At 61.5% G+C, this 14,064-nt stretch carries 17 protein-coding genes and 1 pseudogene; 9 read left to right on the top strand and 9 right to left on the bottom strand.

The genetic code is table 11. The features are described from left to right. Window positions 1-81 precede the first annotated feature (81 nt). Window positions 82-240 (bottom strand): annotated as a pseudogene (locus HB375_RS18095) (IS6 family transposase); the annotation flags it as partial. A 117-nt stretch (window positions 241-357) separates the two neighbouring features. Beyond that, entirely contained in the window at window positions 358-549 is a 192-nt protein-coding gene (locus tag HB375_RS04785; protein WP_167671852.1) for a hypothetical protein, read from the bottom strand. Between the two features lie 616 nt (window positions 550-1,165). On the opposite strand from HB375_RS04785, the gene HB375_RS04780 reads away from it, so the two are divergent. From HB375_RS04780 to HB375_RS04740, 9 genes are all read left to right on the top strand, one after another. Continuing rightward, window positions 1,166-1,699, top strand: a complete 534-nt coding sequence (locus HB375_RS04780) for a YcnI family copper-binding membrane protein (protein WP_167671851.1) — start codon at window positions 1,166-1,168, stop codon at window positions 1,697-1,699. Window positions 1,700-1,748: 49 nt separating this feature from the next. Further along, window positions 1,749-2,786, top strand: a complete 1,038-nt coding sequence (locus HB375_RS04775) for a copper resistance CopC/CopD family protein (protein ID WP_167671850.1) — start codon at window positions 1,749-1,751, stop codon at window positions 2,784-2,786. A 5-nt stretch (window positions 2,787-2,791) separates the two neighbouring features. After that, window positions 2,792-3,328 carry a CopD family protein gene (locus HB375_RS04770; RefSeq protein WP_167671849.1) on the top strand — a complete coding sequence of 179 codons (537 nt, stop codon included), beginning with the start codon at window positions 2,792-2,794 and terminating at the stop codon, window positions 3,326-3,328. 443 nt (window positions 3,329-3,771) lie between these two features. Then, complete coding sequence (locus tag HB375_RS04765; protein ID WP_425515158.1) at window positions 3,772-4,005, top strand: periplasmic nitrate reductase, NapE protein; 234 nt, start codon at window positions 3,772-3,774, stop codon at window positions 4,003-4,005. Between the two features lie 10 nt (window positions 4,006-4,015). Next, a complete protein-coding gene (gene napF / locus HB375_RS04760; protein ID WP_167671848.1) occupies window positions 4,016-4,519 on the top strand; it encodes a ferredoxin-type protein NapF in 504 nt (167 codons plus the stop codon). Further along, entirely contained in the window at window positions 4,512-4,790 is a 279-nt protein-coding gene (locus HB375_RS04755) for a chaperone NapD (RefSeq protein ID WP_167671847.1), read from the top strand. The genes napF and HB375_RS04755 overlap by 8 nt, the downstream gene beginning before the upstream one ends. Then, window positions 4,787-7,288: a periplasmic nitrate reductase subunit alpha gene (napA, locus tag HB375_RS04750; RefSeq protein ID WP_167671846.1), complete on the top strand. Its 2,502-nt coding sequence runs from the start codon at window positions 4,787-4,789 to the stop codon at window positions 7,286-7,288. Before HB375_RS04755 ends, napA begins: the two co-directional genes overlap by 4 nt. Then, window positions 7,255-7,752 carry a nitrate reductase cytochrome c-type subunit gene (locus tag HB375_RS04745; protein ID WP_167671845.1) on the top strand — a complete coding sequence of 166 codons (498 nt, stop codon included), beginning with the start codon at window positions 7,255-7,257 and terminating at the stop codon, window positions 7,750-7,752. The genes napA and HB375_RS04745 overlap by 34 nt, the downstream gene beginning before the upstream one ends. Window positions 7,753-7,761: 9 nt before the next feature. Beyond that, on the top strand, window positions 7,762-8,475 hold the full coding sequence (locus tag HB375_RS04740) for a cytochrome c3 family protein (RefSeq protein WP_167671844.1): 714 nt from the start codon (window positions 7,762-7,764) through the stop codon (window positions 8,473-8,475). A 108-nt stretch (window positions 8,476-8,583) separates the two neighbouring features. Here HB375_RS04740 and HB375_RS18575 read toward each other — a convergent pair whose 3' ends face one another. From HB375_RS18575 to ubiT, 7 genes are all read right to left on the bottom strand, one after another. Beyond that, the gene (locus tag HB375_RS18575) at window positions 8,584-8,730 is read right to left on the bottom strand and encodes a hypothetical protein (RefSeq protein WP_167671843.1); all 147 of its coding nucleotides are present in this window, start codon (window positions 8,728-8,730) and stop codon (window positions 8,584-8,586) included. A 108-nt stretch (window positions 8,731-8,838) separates the two neighbouring features. Beyond that, the gene (locus HB375_RS04730; RefSeq protein WP_167671842.1) at window positions 8,839-10,020 is read right to left on the bottom strand and encodes an NnrS family protein; all 1,182 of its coding nucleotides are present in this window, start codon (window positions 10,018-10,020) and stop codon (window positions 8,839-8,841) included. 88 nt (window positions 10,021-10,108) lie between these two features. Continuing rightward, a complete protein-coding gene (locus HB375_RS04725; protein ID WP_167671841.1) occupies window positions 10,109-10,561 on the bottom strand; it encodes a pseudoazurin in 453 nt (150 codons plus the stop codon). A gap of 151 nt (window positions 10,562-10,712) precedes the next feature. Continuing rightward, window positions 10,713-11,528, bottom strand: coding sequence for a Crp/Fnr family transcriptional regulator (locus HB375_RS04720; protein ID WP_167671840.1), 816 nt, complete (start codon window positions 11,526-11,528; stop codon window positions 10,713-10,715). A gap of 5 nt (window positions 11,529-11,533) precedes the next feature. Further along, complete coding sequence (ubiV, locus tag HB375_RS04715) at window positions 11,534-12,442, bottom strand: ubiquinone anaerobic biosynthesis protein UbiV (RefSeq protein WP_167671839.1); 909 nt, start codon at window positions 12,440-12,442, stop codon at window positions 11,534-11,536. 19 nt (window positions 12,443-12,461) lie between these two features. Further along, window positions 12,462-13,439, bottom strand: a complete 978-nt coding sequence (gene ubiU / locus HB375_RS04710) for a ubiquinone anaerobic biosynthesis protein UbiU (protein ID WP_167671838.1) — start codon at window positions 13,437-13,439, stop codon at window positions 12,462-12,464. Then, window positions 13,430-13,981 (bottom strand): ubiquinone anaerobic biosynthesis accessory factor UbiT, encoded by a 552-nt coding sequence (gene ubiT / locus HB375_RS04705; protein ID WP_167671837.1) that lies wholly within the window; start codon window positions 13,979-13,981, stop codon window positions 13,430-13,432. The genes ubiU and ubiT overlap by 10 nt, the downstream gene beginning before the upstream one ends. Between the last annotated feature and the right edge of the window lie 83 nt (window positions 13,982-14,064).

The following is a 14,064-nucleotide window of genomic DNA, read 5'->3' as shown; positions in this document are numbered from 1 at the left end:
CTGCGAGTTGAAAAAGGGGTTCTGTCGGGGATTCTCGACAGGCATAGAAGGAGGGCTATTCCCGCCAGTGGTCTCACGCAGTCAGGATGTGAACTGCTCGGCGAGAGGCAGCCGCCGATTGCAGGCATATTTCGCTTGCTGTTTGCGCATCATGTAAACCATTTCGATGCCGTCCGGCACAGCGCGAGCGCTATTGATGGATTTGAACCCCATCATCGAACGAACCCGCCGCTCGATGGCTCCTCGAGCGGGGATATCCGCCGCCACAAGAGGCGCCAGGCCAATATGTGCTGGAACGTTGATACTTTCCCAAGGCGCGAGGTCAGTATCCCTCGCCGCGCTAGACACCAGTGCCGTCTAGCGCGTGGCGCGCCGAACACCTGTCGCGGTAAATCGGTTCGTGCCACCGACTTTCGTGTCCCGGCGGGGCCTCCACGAGAGTGCGGTTCTGCCAAGGCGGTCTTGGTCCGCTGACGGGGCGATGACCTCGGACAGCGGCGTCGCCTTGTCCGTCACCGTCACCTTGCCGCCGCCGATCGTGCCGATCATCACCTGCTCGATATCGTGCGTGGCGTAATGCGATGATCGAGAGCGATGAGCGCGAGCGGCAGGGAAGGCCCCAAGATCGCCAAACTGCGACGTTTGTTGCGTCAGATCAAAGTCCGCATGTCACGCCGAGGCTAGGTGTTACGGGTAACTGACCAGCCAGAAACGGAGGACCGGCATCCGATGATCGGCGCCTTGAACAGCGAGGAACGCCTCCGCCGTGCCTGCGGGTTCTCCGCGGCGTTGATCCTTTTGATCTAGGTACTGTTTATCGGCGTCGACGCTGCGCCTGTGGCGGCCCAACACTCCGTTTCCAAGGCTTCCTCGCACCAATGCCGCTCCGGACATCACACTCCGTGTGAGCCCGCGCAGCCGGACAAGGCCCCGCACTGCTCTTGGTGTATCCTGTGCGGGAAGCTCGGTGTGGCTGTCGGAGCGCCTCCGGCACCGATCGCCATTCTCCTGCCCGAGACGACATACTTCAAGCAGGCCGCACCTGGTGCCTCTGTGCGTGTTGCTGGCCGCTCCTTTGCCGTCCGACCGCTGGGCGCGCGTGCGCCGCCGCGGATCGGCTGATCGCTCATCGACCATCGATCAAGACAAGCTAAAGGATAATCCAATGCTTACCACATTCCGCTCCAGCGTGGTTGGCGCTGCCGCGCTGTGCCTTCTCGCGCCCGCCGCCCTGGCACACTCGAGCCTCGAGACCCAGCAGGCCGCTATCGGCTCGACGTACAAGGGAGTCCTGCGCGTCCCCCATGGCTGTGAGGGCACTCCGACCCTCAAGGTCCGCATTCAGATCCCGGAGGGAGTCGTTGCCGTGAAGCCGATGCCGAAGTCCGGGTGGACCCTGGAGACGGTGAAGGGTGGGTACAAGCAGCCCTACGATTACTACGGCACGCCGGTGACCGAAGGCGTCCGCGAGATCGTCTGGACCGGAAAGCTGCTGGACGAGCACTACGACGAGTTCGTCTTCCGGGCCTATCTCACCGATAGCCTCAAGCCGGACACCACGCTCTATTTTCCGACGGTCCAGGAATGCGAGGCCGGCAAAGCCGACCGCTGGATTGAGATCCCGGACGAAGGTAAGAAGGCGGACGACTACAAGTTCCCGGCACCGGGCCTGAAGCTGCGCCCCAAGGCCACGAATTGAGCTAAGGTTGAGGCGCGCCAGAAGGACCGGCGCGCCTCAACGATCCATGATGACCCGGCTCCATCGCATCCTGTTCTGTCTCGGACTCGCCTGCATTCTCGCGGGAGGGGAAGCTCGCGCACACGCCGCCCTTGTCGAGGCGGTGCCCGCCGATGGCGCAGTCGTTGAGACCGTGCCATCCGAGGTTCATCTGCGTTTCAACGAGCCTATCTCGCCCGTGCTCGTGCATCTGGTCGACGCCAAGGGCACCCAGCGTCGGGACGTGCACTTTGAGGCTCGGGGCACCACGCTCACGATCCAGCTCCCGACCGATCTGCCTCGCGGCACCCAGGTTGTGAGCTACCGGGTGATTTCCTCGGACGGTCATCCGGTTGGCGGTTCGCTCGTGTTCTCGATTGGCACCGCGACGATCACTCCACCTGGGGAACCTTCGAGGATCGGCTGGGAGCTCGCTCTCGTCCTATGGCTCGGCCGCCTTGCTCTCTACTTCGGCTTGTTCATCGGAGTCGGAGGCACCTTCTTCGCGATTTGGATCGCACCGAACGACACTCCAAGGGCAGCCCACTCGGTGATCCGGACGGCCATTGGCGTTGGCGTCCTCGCCGCCATCGTATCGGTCGGGTTGCAGGGACTGGATGCCCTCGACGCGCCGCTCCTGGCCCTGTTTTCCGGGCCGCCCTGGGCCGTAGGTGTTCAGACTTCCTTCGGCCTGACTGCCGGAGCAGCTGTCCTGGCGCTGCTCTGCGCCTGGGGCGCGAACAAGGTTCGACGCCTAAGATATCCGCTGTCTTTGTTGGGCCTCGGCGGTGCCGGGCTGGCGCTCGCGTTGAGCGGGCACGCCAGCGTGGCCGAGCCGCAATGGCTGACCCGCCCGGCTGTTTTCATCCACGGCATGGCCGCAGCCTTCTGGGTCGGAGCACTGGTGCCGCTGGCGCTCGTTATTTGGGAAAAGCGCGAGGCATCCTTACCGATCGTGCGCCGCTTCTCCGCCATCGCCGTCCTGACCGTGGCTGCTCTGGTGCTCACCGGCATCGCCCTGGGCGTCGTACAGATCGAGACTCCGTCGGCGCTCGCTACGACTGCGTAGGGCGCGTGTTTCTGGCCAAGATGGCGGCAGTGGTCTGCCTGCTGGCCCTTGCTGGGCTTAATCGGCAGCGCCTGACTCCTGCGCTCGCGACCGGCCCGGCTGGAAGCCGGAATTTGCTTCGCTCGATTGCGGGCGAGATCGGGCTCGCGGTCGTGATCCTCGGTCTGGTGGCAACCTGGCGCTTCACGCCTCCGCCCCGGGCTCTCGCCGCAGCCGCGCCAGTCAGTCTCCACATCCACACGGCGCCCGCCATGGTGGAACTGACGCTAAGCCCGGCGCGCGCCGGGCCCGTGCTGGCCTCCATGACCTTCATGACAGGCGACTTCGGGCCGCTCGATCCCAAGGAGGTGACGCTCGTCCTGACGAACTCGGCTGCGGGCATCGAGCCGATCGAGCGTCAGGCCAAGCGGACTGGTGATGGCACGTGGCAGGTCGACAACCTCGTCATTCCGATGCCCGGGCGCTGGCGCGTACGCGTCGATGCCCTGATCACCGACTTTCAGAAGGCGACCCTTGACGGCGATGTCGATATCCGGCCGTGAGGATGCCGGGATCGCACTCATGTCTCTAGTTTTCTGATATTTTTGGCAAAAAATCGACGCTGCCATCGGGTGCTGCCAAAAATACCGCCAAGCCCTTGCCGACCCGCAAGTCACCTCGAGGCCCTCGAACTCCCTGTTGAGTGGCCTGGATCTGCAATACGTGCACTCCATATCTGATGACTACGAAGCAAGCTGGCCGTCCGAACCGCCACTCGCCGGCTCAGACGATACTTCCCACTTCCGCGAACTTGAGCGTGGTCGGCCAACCCGACAATCGTGACGCTTTTGGACCTGAAACCTAGAGTTCCCAAACAGTGGGGAGATCGTGGGTGAGCGGGTGCGAAACCAATCACGAGCGAGTAGAAGCGACGCTGTTGAGTATCGTGGGCTAGACACAGATGGATCAACAATCTACCATTTTAGCGGTGGTCTAAAATCTCGCCTTGATCTGGTTGTTCCGATTGGAAGAAGCCGGGGATGATGTGATGCAGTCCGACGACGCCACGATCGCTCAAGCGCAGGGCGCTGAGAAAAATACCAAGTGGCAAGAAATTCTGGCATTCGTTGTGCTGGCCGTTTTGATTTGGCCGATCCTTACGGTCGGCGTGGTCGGCGGTTATGGGTTTCTCATCTGGATGTCGCAACTCGTGCTAGGGCCACCGGGCCCACCGCACTAGAGGCGCCAGCATGTCGTCCGGAATCAATCTTGGCAGACGCAGGTTTCTCACTGGACGCATTGTGGCGCGGGCATCTGCCATACGCCCACCGTGGACGACGGAGGAAACGATCGCCTCCTCCTGCGTTCATTGTGAGGCCTGCGTCACCGCGTGTCCTCAAGGAATTCTTCAGCTCGACGCCGACCGCTTACCGGCAGTCGATTTCTCGGGCGCTGAATGCACGTTCTGTGGCGCTTGCGCCGCGGCCTGTCCGGAGCCGGTCTTCGCGGAGCAAAACTCGGCAGCGTTCTTTCACATCGCGGCGATTGGCGAGGCCTGTTTCGCGGCTCGCGGAATTGTCTGCCAGTCGTGCGGCGACGCTTGTCCGGAGAACGCTATTCGCTTCAAAGCGCGGATCGGCGAACCTGCCCAGCCGGTCCTGTCGGAGGATCTTTGCACCGGGTGCGGTGCCTGCATCGTAACATGCCCGACATCCGCCATCACCGTTTCAACCCGGGAAAGCCGCCATGCGTGACGCAGAATTTTGCGAAATGGTGCATATCTCAAGTGCGGTCGTCACTGTGCTACCAGACCGGTGCGCGGATATCGTCCGGCAGATTGCAGCCCTCGCGAATACCGAAGTTCATCACGCCGAGGGAACCAAGATCATCGTGGTGATGGAAGCGCCGAATTCGGACGTGGTCGGTCGGCGGCTTACCGACATTGCGCTGATCGAAGGCGTGCTCTCGGCAAATCTCGTCTTTGAACAAATTGACACTCTGGAGAACCAGGGAGAGGCTGTATGACGCTATCCCGCCGCGATATTCTAAAGACACAGGCTGCCGCGATAGCGGCTGCCGCGGCCAATGTCAGTCTGCCGGCAACGGCACAACCCGTGCCCGGTGGCGTCGAATCCCTAGCAATCAAGTGGTCGAAGGCTCCCTGCCGTTTCTGCGGGACCGGGTGTGGCGTCATGGTGGGCGTCAAGGAAGGTCGGGTCGTGGCTACGCACGGCGATACGCAGGCCGAAGTCAATCGTGGCCTCAACTGCATCAAAGGATACTTCCTTTCCAAGATCATGTACGGCGCGGACCGCCTGACCACGCCACTCTTGCGTAAGAAGAACGGAGTTTATGCGAAGGATGGCGAGTTCACGCCGGTCTCCTGGAATGAGGCATTCGATGTCATGGCCGCCAAGGCCAAGCGCGTGCTGCAAGAAAAAGGGCCGACGGCACTCGGCATGTTCGGCTCAGGCCAATGGACCGTGTGGGAGGGATATGCCGCGACGAAGCTGATGCGTGCTGGCTTCCGATCAAACAATCTTGATCCTAATGCGCGACATTGCATGGCTTCGGCAGCGTATGCCTTCATGCGCACCTTCGGCATGGATGAGCCGATGGGCTGTTACGACGATTTCGAAGCTGCAGATGCGTTCGTGCTCTGGGGTTCGAACATGGCGGAGATGCATCCGATCCTTTGGACGCGCATTGCCGATCGGCGTCTCGCCCATCCGCACGTAAAAGTCGCCGTTTTGTCGACGTTCACGAACCGCAGCGCCGATCTCGCCGATATCCCGATCGTCTTCAAGCCGGGCAGCGACCTGGCGATCATGAATTACATCGCCAACCACATCATCTCGACGGGGAGGGTGAACCAGGACTTCGTCAAGAACTACACGACCTTCGTGAAAGGGGCGACAGATATCGGTTACGGTTTGAGGCCTGATGATCCGCGAGAGGTGAAGACGAAAAAGGCGCCCGACCCGGCGGCCACGCAGCCGATAGACTTTGCGGCCTATGCCAGCTTCGTCAAAGACTACACGCTCGAGAAGGCATCGGAAATCTCAGGAGTCGAGCGAGGTTTCCTGCAGGAACTCGCCGAGCTTTACGCCGATCCTAAGCGCAAGGTCGTCTCTCTGTGGACCATGGGATTCAACCAGCATGTGCGTGGGGTCTGGGCCAATCAGCTCATCTACAACCTCCATCTCCTCACGGGCAAGATTTCAGAACCGGGCAACAGCCCGTTCTCGCTCACCGGGCAGCCCTCCGCCTGCGGCACGGCCCGTGAAGTCGGCACGTTCGCGCACCGATTGCCTGCAGACATGACGGTGACAAATCCCGAGCACCGCAAACACGCCGAAGAGATCTGGCGCATCCCTCAAGGCATCATTCCCGACAAACCCGGGTACCATGCTGTCGAGCAAGATCGCATGCTGAAGGACGGGAAGCTCAACTTCTATTGGATTCAGGTCAACAACAACCTGCAGGCAGCGCCCAACAGCTCGAACGAAACCTATTTGGGCTATCGCAACCCCGACAACTTCATCGTGGTATCGGACGCGTATCCAACCGTGACGGCCCTTGCCGCGGACCTCATTTTGCCGACGGCGATGTGGGTGGAGAAAGAGGGCGCTTACGGCAATGCCGAGCGGCGCACCCATTTCTGGCACCAACTCGTAGACGCTCCAGGGGAGGCGAAGTCCGATCTCTGGCAGCTGATGGAGTTCTCAAAGAGGTTCACCACGAATGAGGTTTGGCCGCGTGAGATTCTCGATGCCAATCCGAATTACAGCGACAAGACGCTTTTCGATGTCCTGTTCCGCAATGGCCATGTCGATCGGTTTCCTGTCAGCGACGCTGATCAGGATTATGAAAACGTAGAATCCAAACATTTCGGCTTCTACGTGCAGAAGGGTTTGTTTGAGGAATATGCGAGCTTTGGGCGCGGCCACGGTCACGATCTCGCGCCGTTTGATACCTATCACCAGGTTCGTGGTCTGCGCTGGCCGGTCGTCGACGGAAAGGAAACACGCTGGCGCTATCGCGAAGGCTATGACCCCTATGTGAAGCCCGGAAAAGGTGTCGAATTCTACGGCAATCCGGACGGTCGCGCGAAGATCATCGCGGTGCCATACGAACCGCCCGCCGAAGCGCCGGATGCAGAGTATAATCTCTGGCTCGTCACCGGGAGGGTGCTCGAGCATTGGCATTCCGGCTCCATGACCATGCGTGTGCCGGAGCTGTACAGGGCCTTCCCGGGTGCGCGCTGTTTCATGCATGCCGACGATGCCCGCCAGCGCGGACTCAATCAGGGAGCGGAAGTTCGGATTATTTCGCGCCGCGGTGAGATACGCACACGCATCGAGACGCGCGGACGCAACCGCATGCCGCCTGGCGTCGTCTTCGTTCCGTGGTTCGATGCGAGTCAACTCATCAACAAGGTGACGCTCGACGCCACCGATCCAATCTCCAAACAGACGGATTTCAAGAAATGCGCCGTCAAAATCGTTCCGGTCGAAGCTTGACCCGCTCTCCGATCGTAGTCGCCGCCGCCATCCTAGGGTTTCTGGGCTTCGCCGTTGGAGCGATTTCCGCGGATGGGGTGAACATTGTGCCGCCTCTTACGGGCGCAGCCCAGCCGATGAGCGAGGTCAAAGCGCCGCCACCGGCGCGGCCCATTGTCGATGATGTGAGGCGCATGCGAAATTACCCCGAGCAGCCGCCGGTCATTCCGCACTCGATCGACGGCTATCAGCTGACGCTCAACACCAATCGGTGCCTTTCATGCCACAAACGTGAATTCACCGAAGGCTCGGGCGCACCCATGATCAGCATTACGCATTTTATGGATCGCGACAGTCAGGTTCTCTCCGATGTCACCCCGCGTCGTTATTTCTGCACGCAATGCCACGTTGTGCAATCCGACGCCCGACCGCTCGTTCCAAATACCTTTCAGGACATGAAAGATATCGGCCAAAAGCAGAAGTGAGGCGCCAACATGCACTGGCTGAAAGATCTTGTCCTGCGATTGTGGCGGGTGATTGTATGGTTCTGGCTGATCATCAGCAGGCCTAGTGCCTATCTCAGCCTGGGTGTTTTGACGCTTGGCGGCTTCGTTGGCGGCGTGATTTTCTGGGGTGGGTTCAACACAGCTCTCGAAGCGACCAACACAGAGAAGTTCTGCGTCTCCTGTCATGAGATGCGCGACAACGTCTATCAGGAACTCACACAGACAGTGCATTTCTCCAACCGGTCCGGTGTCCGCGCGACCTGCCCAGACTGTCACGTTCCCCATCAATGGACGGACAAGATTGCGCGGAAGATGCAGGCGTCGAAGGAGGTATGGGGTAAGATTTTCGGCACCATCTCCACTCGCCAAAAATTCCTGGAGAAGCGCATTGAGCTTGCCCAGCATGAATGGGCCCGGCTCAAATCGAACGACTCGCTTGAATGTCGCAACTGCCACTCTGCGGTCGCAATGGATTTCACCAAGCAAACCGTTCGAGCGGCCGATATCCATAGCCGCTATCTTGTGACGGGCCAACGCACCTGCATCGATTGTCACAAGGGGATTGCGCACCAGCTTCCTGACATGACAGGCGTCGATCCGGGCTGGAAAACGCCTCCGGAGCTGCAGGGGAAGGCGCACCTCGGCTGGTCAAAGGCTCATAGTGAACTATACGCCTATCTGTCGAGCATTTCGGTGCCCTAGCCGGCCTCAGGAAACGAGAAGGCCGTACAAAACCCGCAAGGCACCTGCCGACCGCGTCGCCAATCGCGAGGAGCGGAAAGCCGCAAATATCGACGGCCGTGCCTCATATCACCCGAACACGATCCGCGACGTCTCCGTCGCCTCGGCGTCGCCGGGCTGGCGCTGTTCCTGTGGTAGCTCAAGAGCGGCCAATACAAAGATCTCGATGGCGCCGCCGAGAGGATCTTGCCGGACGACGACCGGCCTTCGGAGCACGGCCCATCCCCTGACCGGCACGCCTCCCGGGTTTGTCGTTTATCTACATTCACTCATCAACATCGGCTGCGGAGCGCGGCTCCACTCCCGGAGAATGTTCCGGCCGTTTCAGGGCGCCGCCCGCGGCCGGGTGAACACGTTCCAGTAAGTCAGTGCGAACCCAAGGAAAGCAACAGCCCACCCCATGCCGGCGATATGCAAAAGCGCATCACTCCAAACGGGGTGTATCGCTGCGCAAATCCGCGCGAGTGCAGCAGCGACGAGGAGCAGGTAGAGCGCCTGCATCACCGGCGTCGCGACGAGGGCCCTCCCCGTGTGCCCGAGGCTCGCGCGGGACATCACGGCGATGGACATCACGCCCATTGCGCCGCCTGTCCAAGCGTGGATTCCTGCTGCGGCAGGCAGAAGTCCCAAGGAAGCCAACCCCGTGAGCACGAAACCGATCGGCACGAACGCATAGGCGACATGCAGGATCAGGACGAGCCGGTCCCGCCAGGTACGCTCCCCTGCCCACCTGGCAAGCCGCACCGCCTGGAGGGCGCCGGCTGCGATCAGAACCGCGCCGGTAGCCGACCAGTTCGGAGCGGCAATCCAGGCCAGCAGTGCCACGCCGGCGGCGACCATGGCAATGATGTCAAAGCGTCCGAACGATGTCGGCAGGCGTCCGGGGTTCTCGCGCGCGAGCCAGTTGCGAGTGAAGCTCGGAATGATACGCCCGCCAATCAACATGATTAGGATCATGGTGGCTGCGATTCCCAGGCCGACGCCATACTCCGCCGCCCCAAGGACATGCGCCTCGACATGAAAGGCGACATTGCCCGCGATCAGGATCCCGACGGCGACGAGGACTTTGAGATTGCGCCAGTTGTCCCCCTTGAGGATCTCGCGCGCCATGGCAGCGCCGACGAGAAGCAGGAAGGCATTATCGATGACGGCGGCGGTCTGCCATCCCAATCGGCCCGACAGGGTGACCGCGACGCGACCGGCAGCCCAGACGAGCAGGAGGACGAGCAGCGGCCGACCCTGGAGCGGCATGCGCCCGGTCCAATTCGGTACCGCCGTCAGGAGGAAGCCCGTGATGATTGCCGGAAGATAGCCGTAGAGCATCTCGTGGATGTGCCAGTCCCGAGGAGAGAATGCCGTCGACAGTTCCAGTTCGCCGTAGAACATCGGCAGCCATGCCAGAATCGCGAGACCGGCATAGAGAGAACCGAACAGGAAGAACGGCCGGAAGCCGTAGGATAGGAGTGCGGGGCCCTTGTAGTCGCGCAACCGAGGGATCGGAGCCATCAGTGGCCTCCTTCGACCGGATGAAAACGCCGCCGCGACGGAACCATCGCGGCGGCGGAACGGACTTGCAGGAGTTGTCTTGCAAGAGTTACTTGGCAGCCGCCTGCGTGGTGAGCCTGTCGAACAACGCGGTGAAGACCTGCTTCGCCTTGCCCGGATGCGTGGCAGCCTTCGCCTGATCCAGGTTGGTGGCTTCTCCGACCACGACCATGCCGACCATGCCCATGCCGTAATGCGGCTTGCACCGGTAACCGTACACACCGGGCTTATCGAAGGTAACGACGGTATCCTCGTTCATCTTGCCGGCGAATGCCTTTGCGCCTTCGGGGAGCATCGTCTCGATGGTCTCGGCGTTGTGGCCCTTGTCGGCGGCGACGAACTTGACCGTATCACCTGGGTTGATCTTCACGAGCGCCGGCTCGAACACCATGACGCCGTCGGCGCCCTTGTTGAGCATCTTCACCTCGACCTCGGCGGCGTCGGCTGCGCCTGCAAATCCGAGGGCCACCGCGAGGGCGCCGAGCACGATGACATTCCGCATGATTCTTCTCCTTGTGGGATATGATTCCGACGAGCCTCATGAACGGCTCTTGAGAGATGTCATACGCTCTCGCTGACGGGACCTGTTTGTTGTGGCACAAACTGTCGGCTCTTTTCCGAGATCGGTTGAGGCGGGAGACTCCCCATCCCGGTTACTGCCGCGCAGTTCTGCTGCGGCCGCGCTCATGGTCCGGCTCCCGCGCATTTTCCTGGTACAGGATCCTCGCCACGGCCTCCACGTCTGCGATGACAAGGCGTCGTCGGGAACGCCTGATCTGGCGCTGCGCCTCCCAGGCACGAACCGTTCGGCTTACCGTAGGCAGGGTACTGCCGATCAGGTCGGCCAGGTCCTGACGGCTGACCGGAAATGGAATCTCGACTCCTTCCCTCGTCTGTCGCCCGAACATCTCGACGAGTTTGAGGATCGCGCGCGCCAAGCGCTGCTCCACCGGCTCCTTCGAGAGATCTCGCAATCGGCTTTCCATCTCGCGCAGGCGCGCTTCAAGGTCTCCGATGACGTTGAAGGCCACGCGCGGATGTCGATCGATATACGTTCTAACAAGTTGCGATGACCATCGAAGCTCTACGCCCTCTGTCACGGCCACCGCATCGGTGGGATAAAATCTGTCCAGGAGAGCAGGGCTACCGAAAATCTCGCCAGGCCTGACATACTTGACGATGATCTGCGCCCCGCCAGGCATAGCCTGCACGAGCTTCGCTGCTCCCGCCCCGAGGACGTGCACCGAGTGAGCGAGTTGTCCTGCCGTGAAGAGCACTTCATCGGCACGTACCACGCGCCTCTCCGCCTGCTCCAGCAACTCCGCAGCGACGGCAGGGTCGAGTCCCGCAAGGAGACCTATGGTTGGCTCATCGTCAGCCATGACCTCGACGCTCGCAGCGCCACCGCTCGCAGGCGGCTCACTGACAGCGGGCAACGGTTCGACGTTGGACAGCGCGCTCAAAAGCATCGGTCTCAGCCCGATCCCGCAGCGACAAGAGTCTGATACCTGGCTCCCGCAGCACCTTTGAGGAAACCGTTAGAGAACGAAACGCCATCGCAGATCAGGTCGAGGGCATGTCTGCCCTCATCTGGACCGAGTCTTCCGTCCGCAACATTGCGGAAGACCTCTGAGACAGCGGCCATGTCGCATGTCTGGGGAGAGAGCCGGCAGGAGGCCACGCCCATGGACGCGAGATCGGGGAGATTTTCGATCAGGTTGGCATAGGACGACGAGAGCGTTTGGACGCCGTTCACAGCCAGAAACGCCTGCCCATCCAGAGTGTCGGCTGCCAGACCGTCTGGATCCTTGCCGCAGACGAACTGGCAGTTGTCCTTCGTGAGCTTGTGAAGGCGAGCGTGATAGCAGCGCGCGGAAATCGCCAAGGGAATACGGCCAAACGCCCAAACTTCCACTTCGACATCCGGGCGGGCCTTCACCAAGGCTCCGACGGAGGACGCAGGCAGTTCGGGAGGTAGACAAACCCGCCGGGTGCCATTGCGCACTAGCCAGTTGAGAGTCGCTTCATTGTAGACGTTGACATAGGGCCCAATCGTGTGCGGGCGCCCCGCCATATGGGTCAGGGCCGTGATGTCGTTCACCTCCACGAGAAGATCTGCATCGCGCGCCAAGGACGCGATCTGCTTGCGCTCCCTCTCCAGAGTGACGAAGGCGAGCGAACTCAGAAGCACCTCTTTTCCGGCTGCGCCGAGGCGGTCCATCACCTCCGGCAACAGGTCCTGGAAGAACGGAAGTCGCTTCGAGCACACCACCTCCCCGATGCAGACGGCATCGACTGGAGCTTCGTCGGCGATCCGGAAGTAGAAGTCCCGCCATGCGCCAGGCTCCCACTTGTACAGAACAGGCCCGAGTGTCAGCTTCATGATGCTTCTCCTCCCCGCTTCAGCGCCAGGTCTTGCGGTAAGCGCCGAGCGTGTTGCTCTGCCCCTCGCTCATCGACAGGAGCATTCCCGCCGGGATAGTGCGCCCCTCCTCCAGCGCAGAGAGAGCCTCGCGGAAAGAGCGCACCACGTTCTCGATGTAGGCACGGCTGCGCTGCCGCCCCTCGATTTTCAGTGCCTTCACGCCGGCATCCCGCAGGCCCGGCAGGAGCGTCGCGGCATCGAGGCTAACGGGGTCTTCGAAGATGTACCCGGTCGACAGCTCCGTCTTGAAACGGCCCTTGCACAGCGTCGGGTAAGCCGCCGGCTCGCCCTTCCCGAACTTGTTGATGGTGAAGCCGCCGAGGCGGGACGTGACCGTGCCACTCGCTTCCTCGTAGGCAACATGGCTGGCCGGCGAGCACACGCCGTTCATGTTCGGCGACAAACCCGTGGCATAGGACGAGAGCGAACAGCGCCCTTCCGCCATCACGCACAGGCCTCCAAAGACGAACACCTCCACCTCGCAGGTGGTAGCGCGCGTGATCGCGGCGATTTCCGGCACGCTCAGCACGCGCGGCAGGACCACGCGTTTTGCATTGAACCGCTCTACATAGAAACGGATGGCGTCAGGATTCGCCGCGGCGGCCTGGACTGAGACGTGCAGCCGGATGTCGGGATAAGTTTCGGCGGTATAGGCCATCAAGCCGATGTCGCAGAGAATGAGAGCATCCGCTCCGGCCGCTACCGCATCATCGACGGCCTTTCGCCACAACTCCAACGCTCCGGCCCGGGGGAACGTGTTGATGGCCACCAGCACCTTGGCGCCATGCCGGTGGGCGTAAGCCACACCCTCAACAAGCTCTTCAGGGCTGAAGTTCAGACCGGGGAAGTTGCGGGCATTGGTTTCATTACGAAAGCCGCAATAGACCGCATCCGCACCGGCATCCACGGCAGTGCGCAACGAGGACGGCGTACCGGCCGGACAGATCAGTTCCACGAAGACGCCCCTTGCCTCTTGCGGTTTCCGGCGCCCGTGTCGCCCCTGCGTTGATGTCGGAGAAGGGCTTCGCCCAAACGCCCAAGCGGGCCGAGGAGCGCAGTCCCCTCCCGCAGGATATCGACCCCCGCATCATCGATGGCGTTCCGGAGAGCCAGCACGGCCTCGATATCGCCCTCGACCACGATGGTCCGGGAGAAGAACAACGCATCGCCGTCATAGGCTCCGCTCGCCATGCCAAGCAGAGCCTGAAGCGGGCCGGAAATCGTGGCATCGAGTCCGGCGGGCAGAGAACGTACAACTGCAATCCCAGGGCCTACTGGCGCCGTGTCCAGGACAAAGCCAAATGGGAGGTCGGACGGGGCCAAGCCGTATCGCTTTCCGGCGTAGTGCCCAAGACGCTCGAACATGCGCGGGTGCTGCCGCACGATTCGGCGCAACACAGCGGAGAGGAAGAACTGCAGCGGGTGCAGAGGAAGAGGCCGCAATGCGGCGGAGACAAAAGGCGGAAAGGCCACCACAGGCGCGTGCAATGTCGTCATGAAAGCATCCTTGCAATCTCTCTACGCGAAGCCGCCAAGCTCGTATTTGAGCTGGAGCAAAGACAGAGGCGCTTCGCTTCCGC

It is taken from the genome of Microvirga terricola (assembly GCF_011777495.1).
In the GTDB taxonomy this organism is placed as follows: domain Bacteria; phylum Pseudomonadota; class Alphaproteobacteria; order Rhizobiales; family Beijerinckiaceae; genus Microvirga; species Microvirga terricola.
The sequence above is the reverse complement of the archived record's forward strand: the minus strand, read 5'-3'. Positions and strand labels throughout refer to the sequence as shown.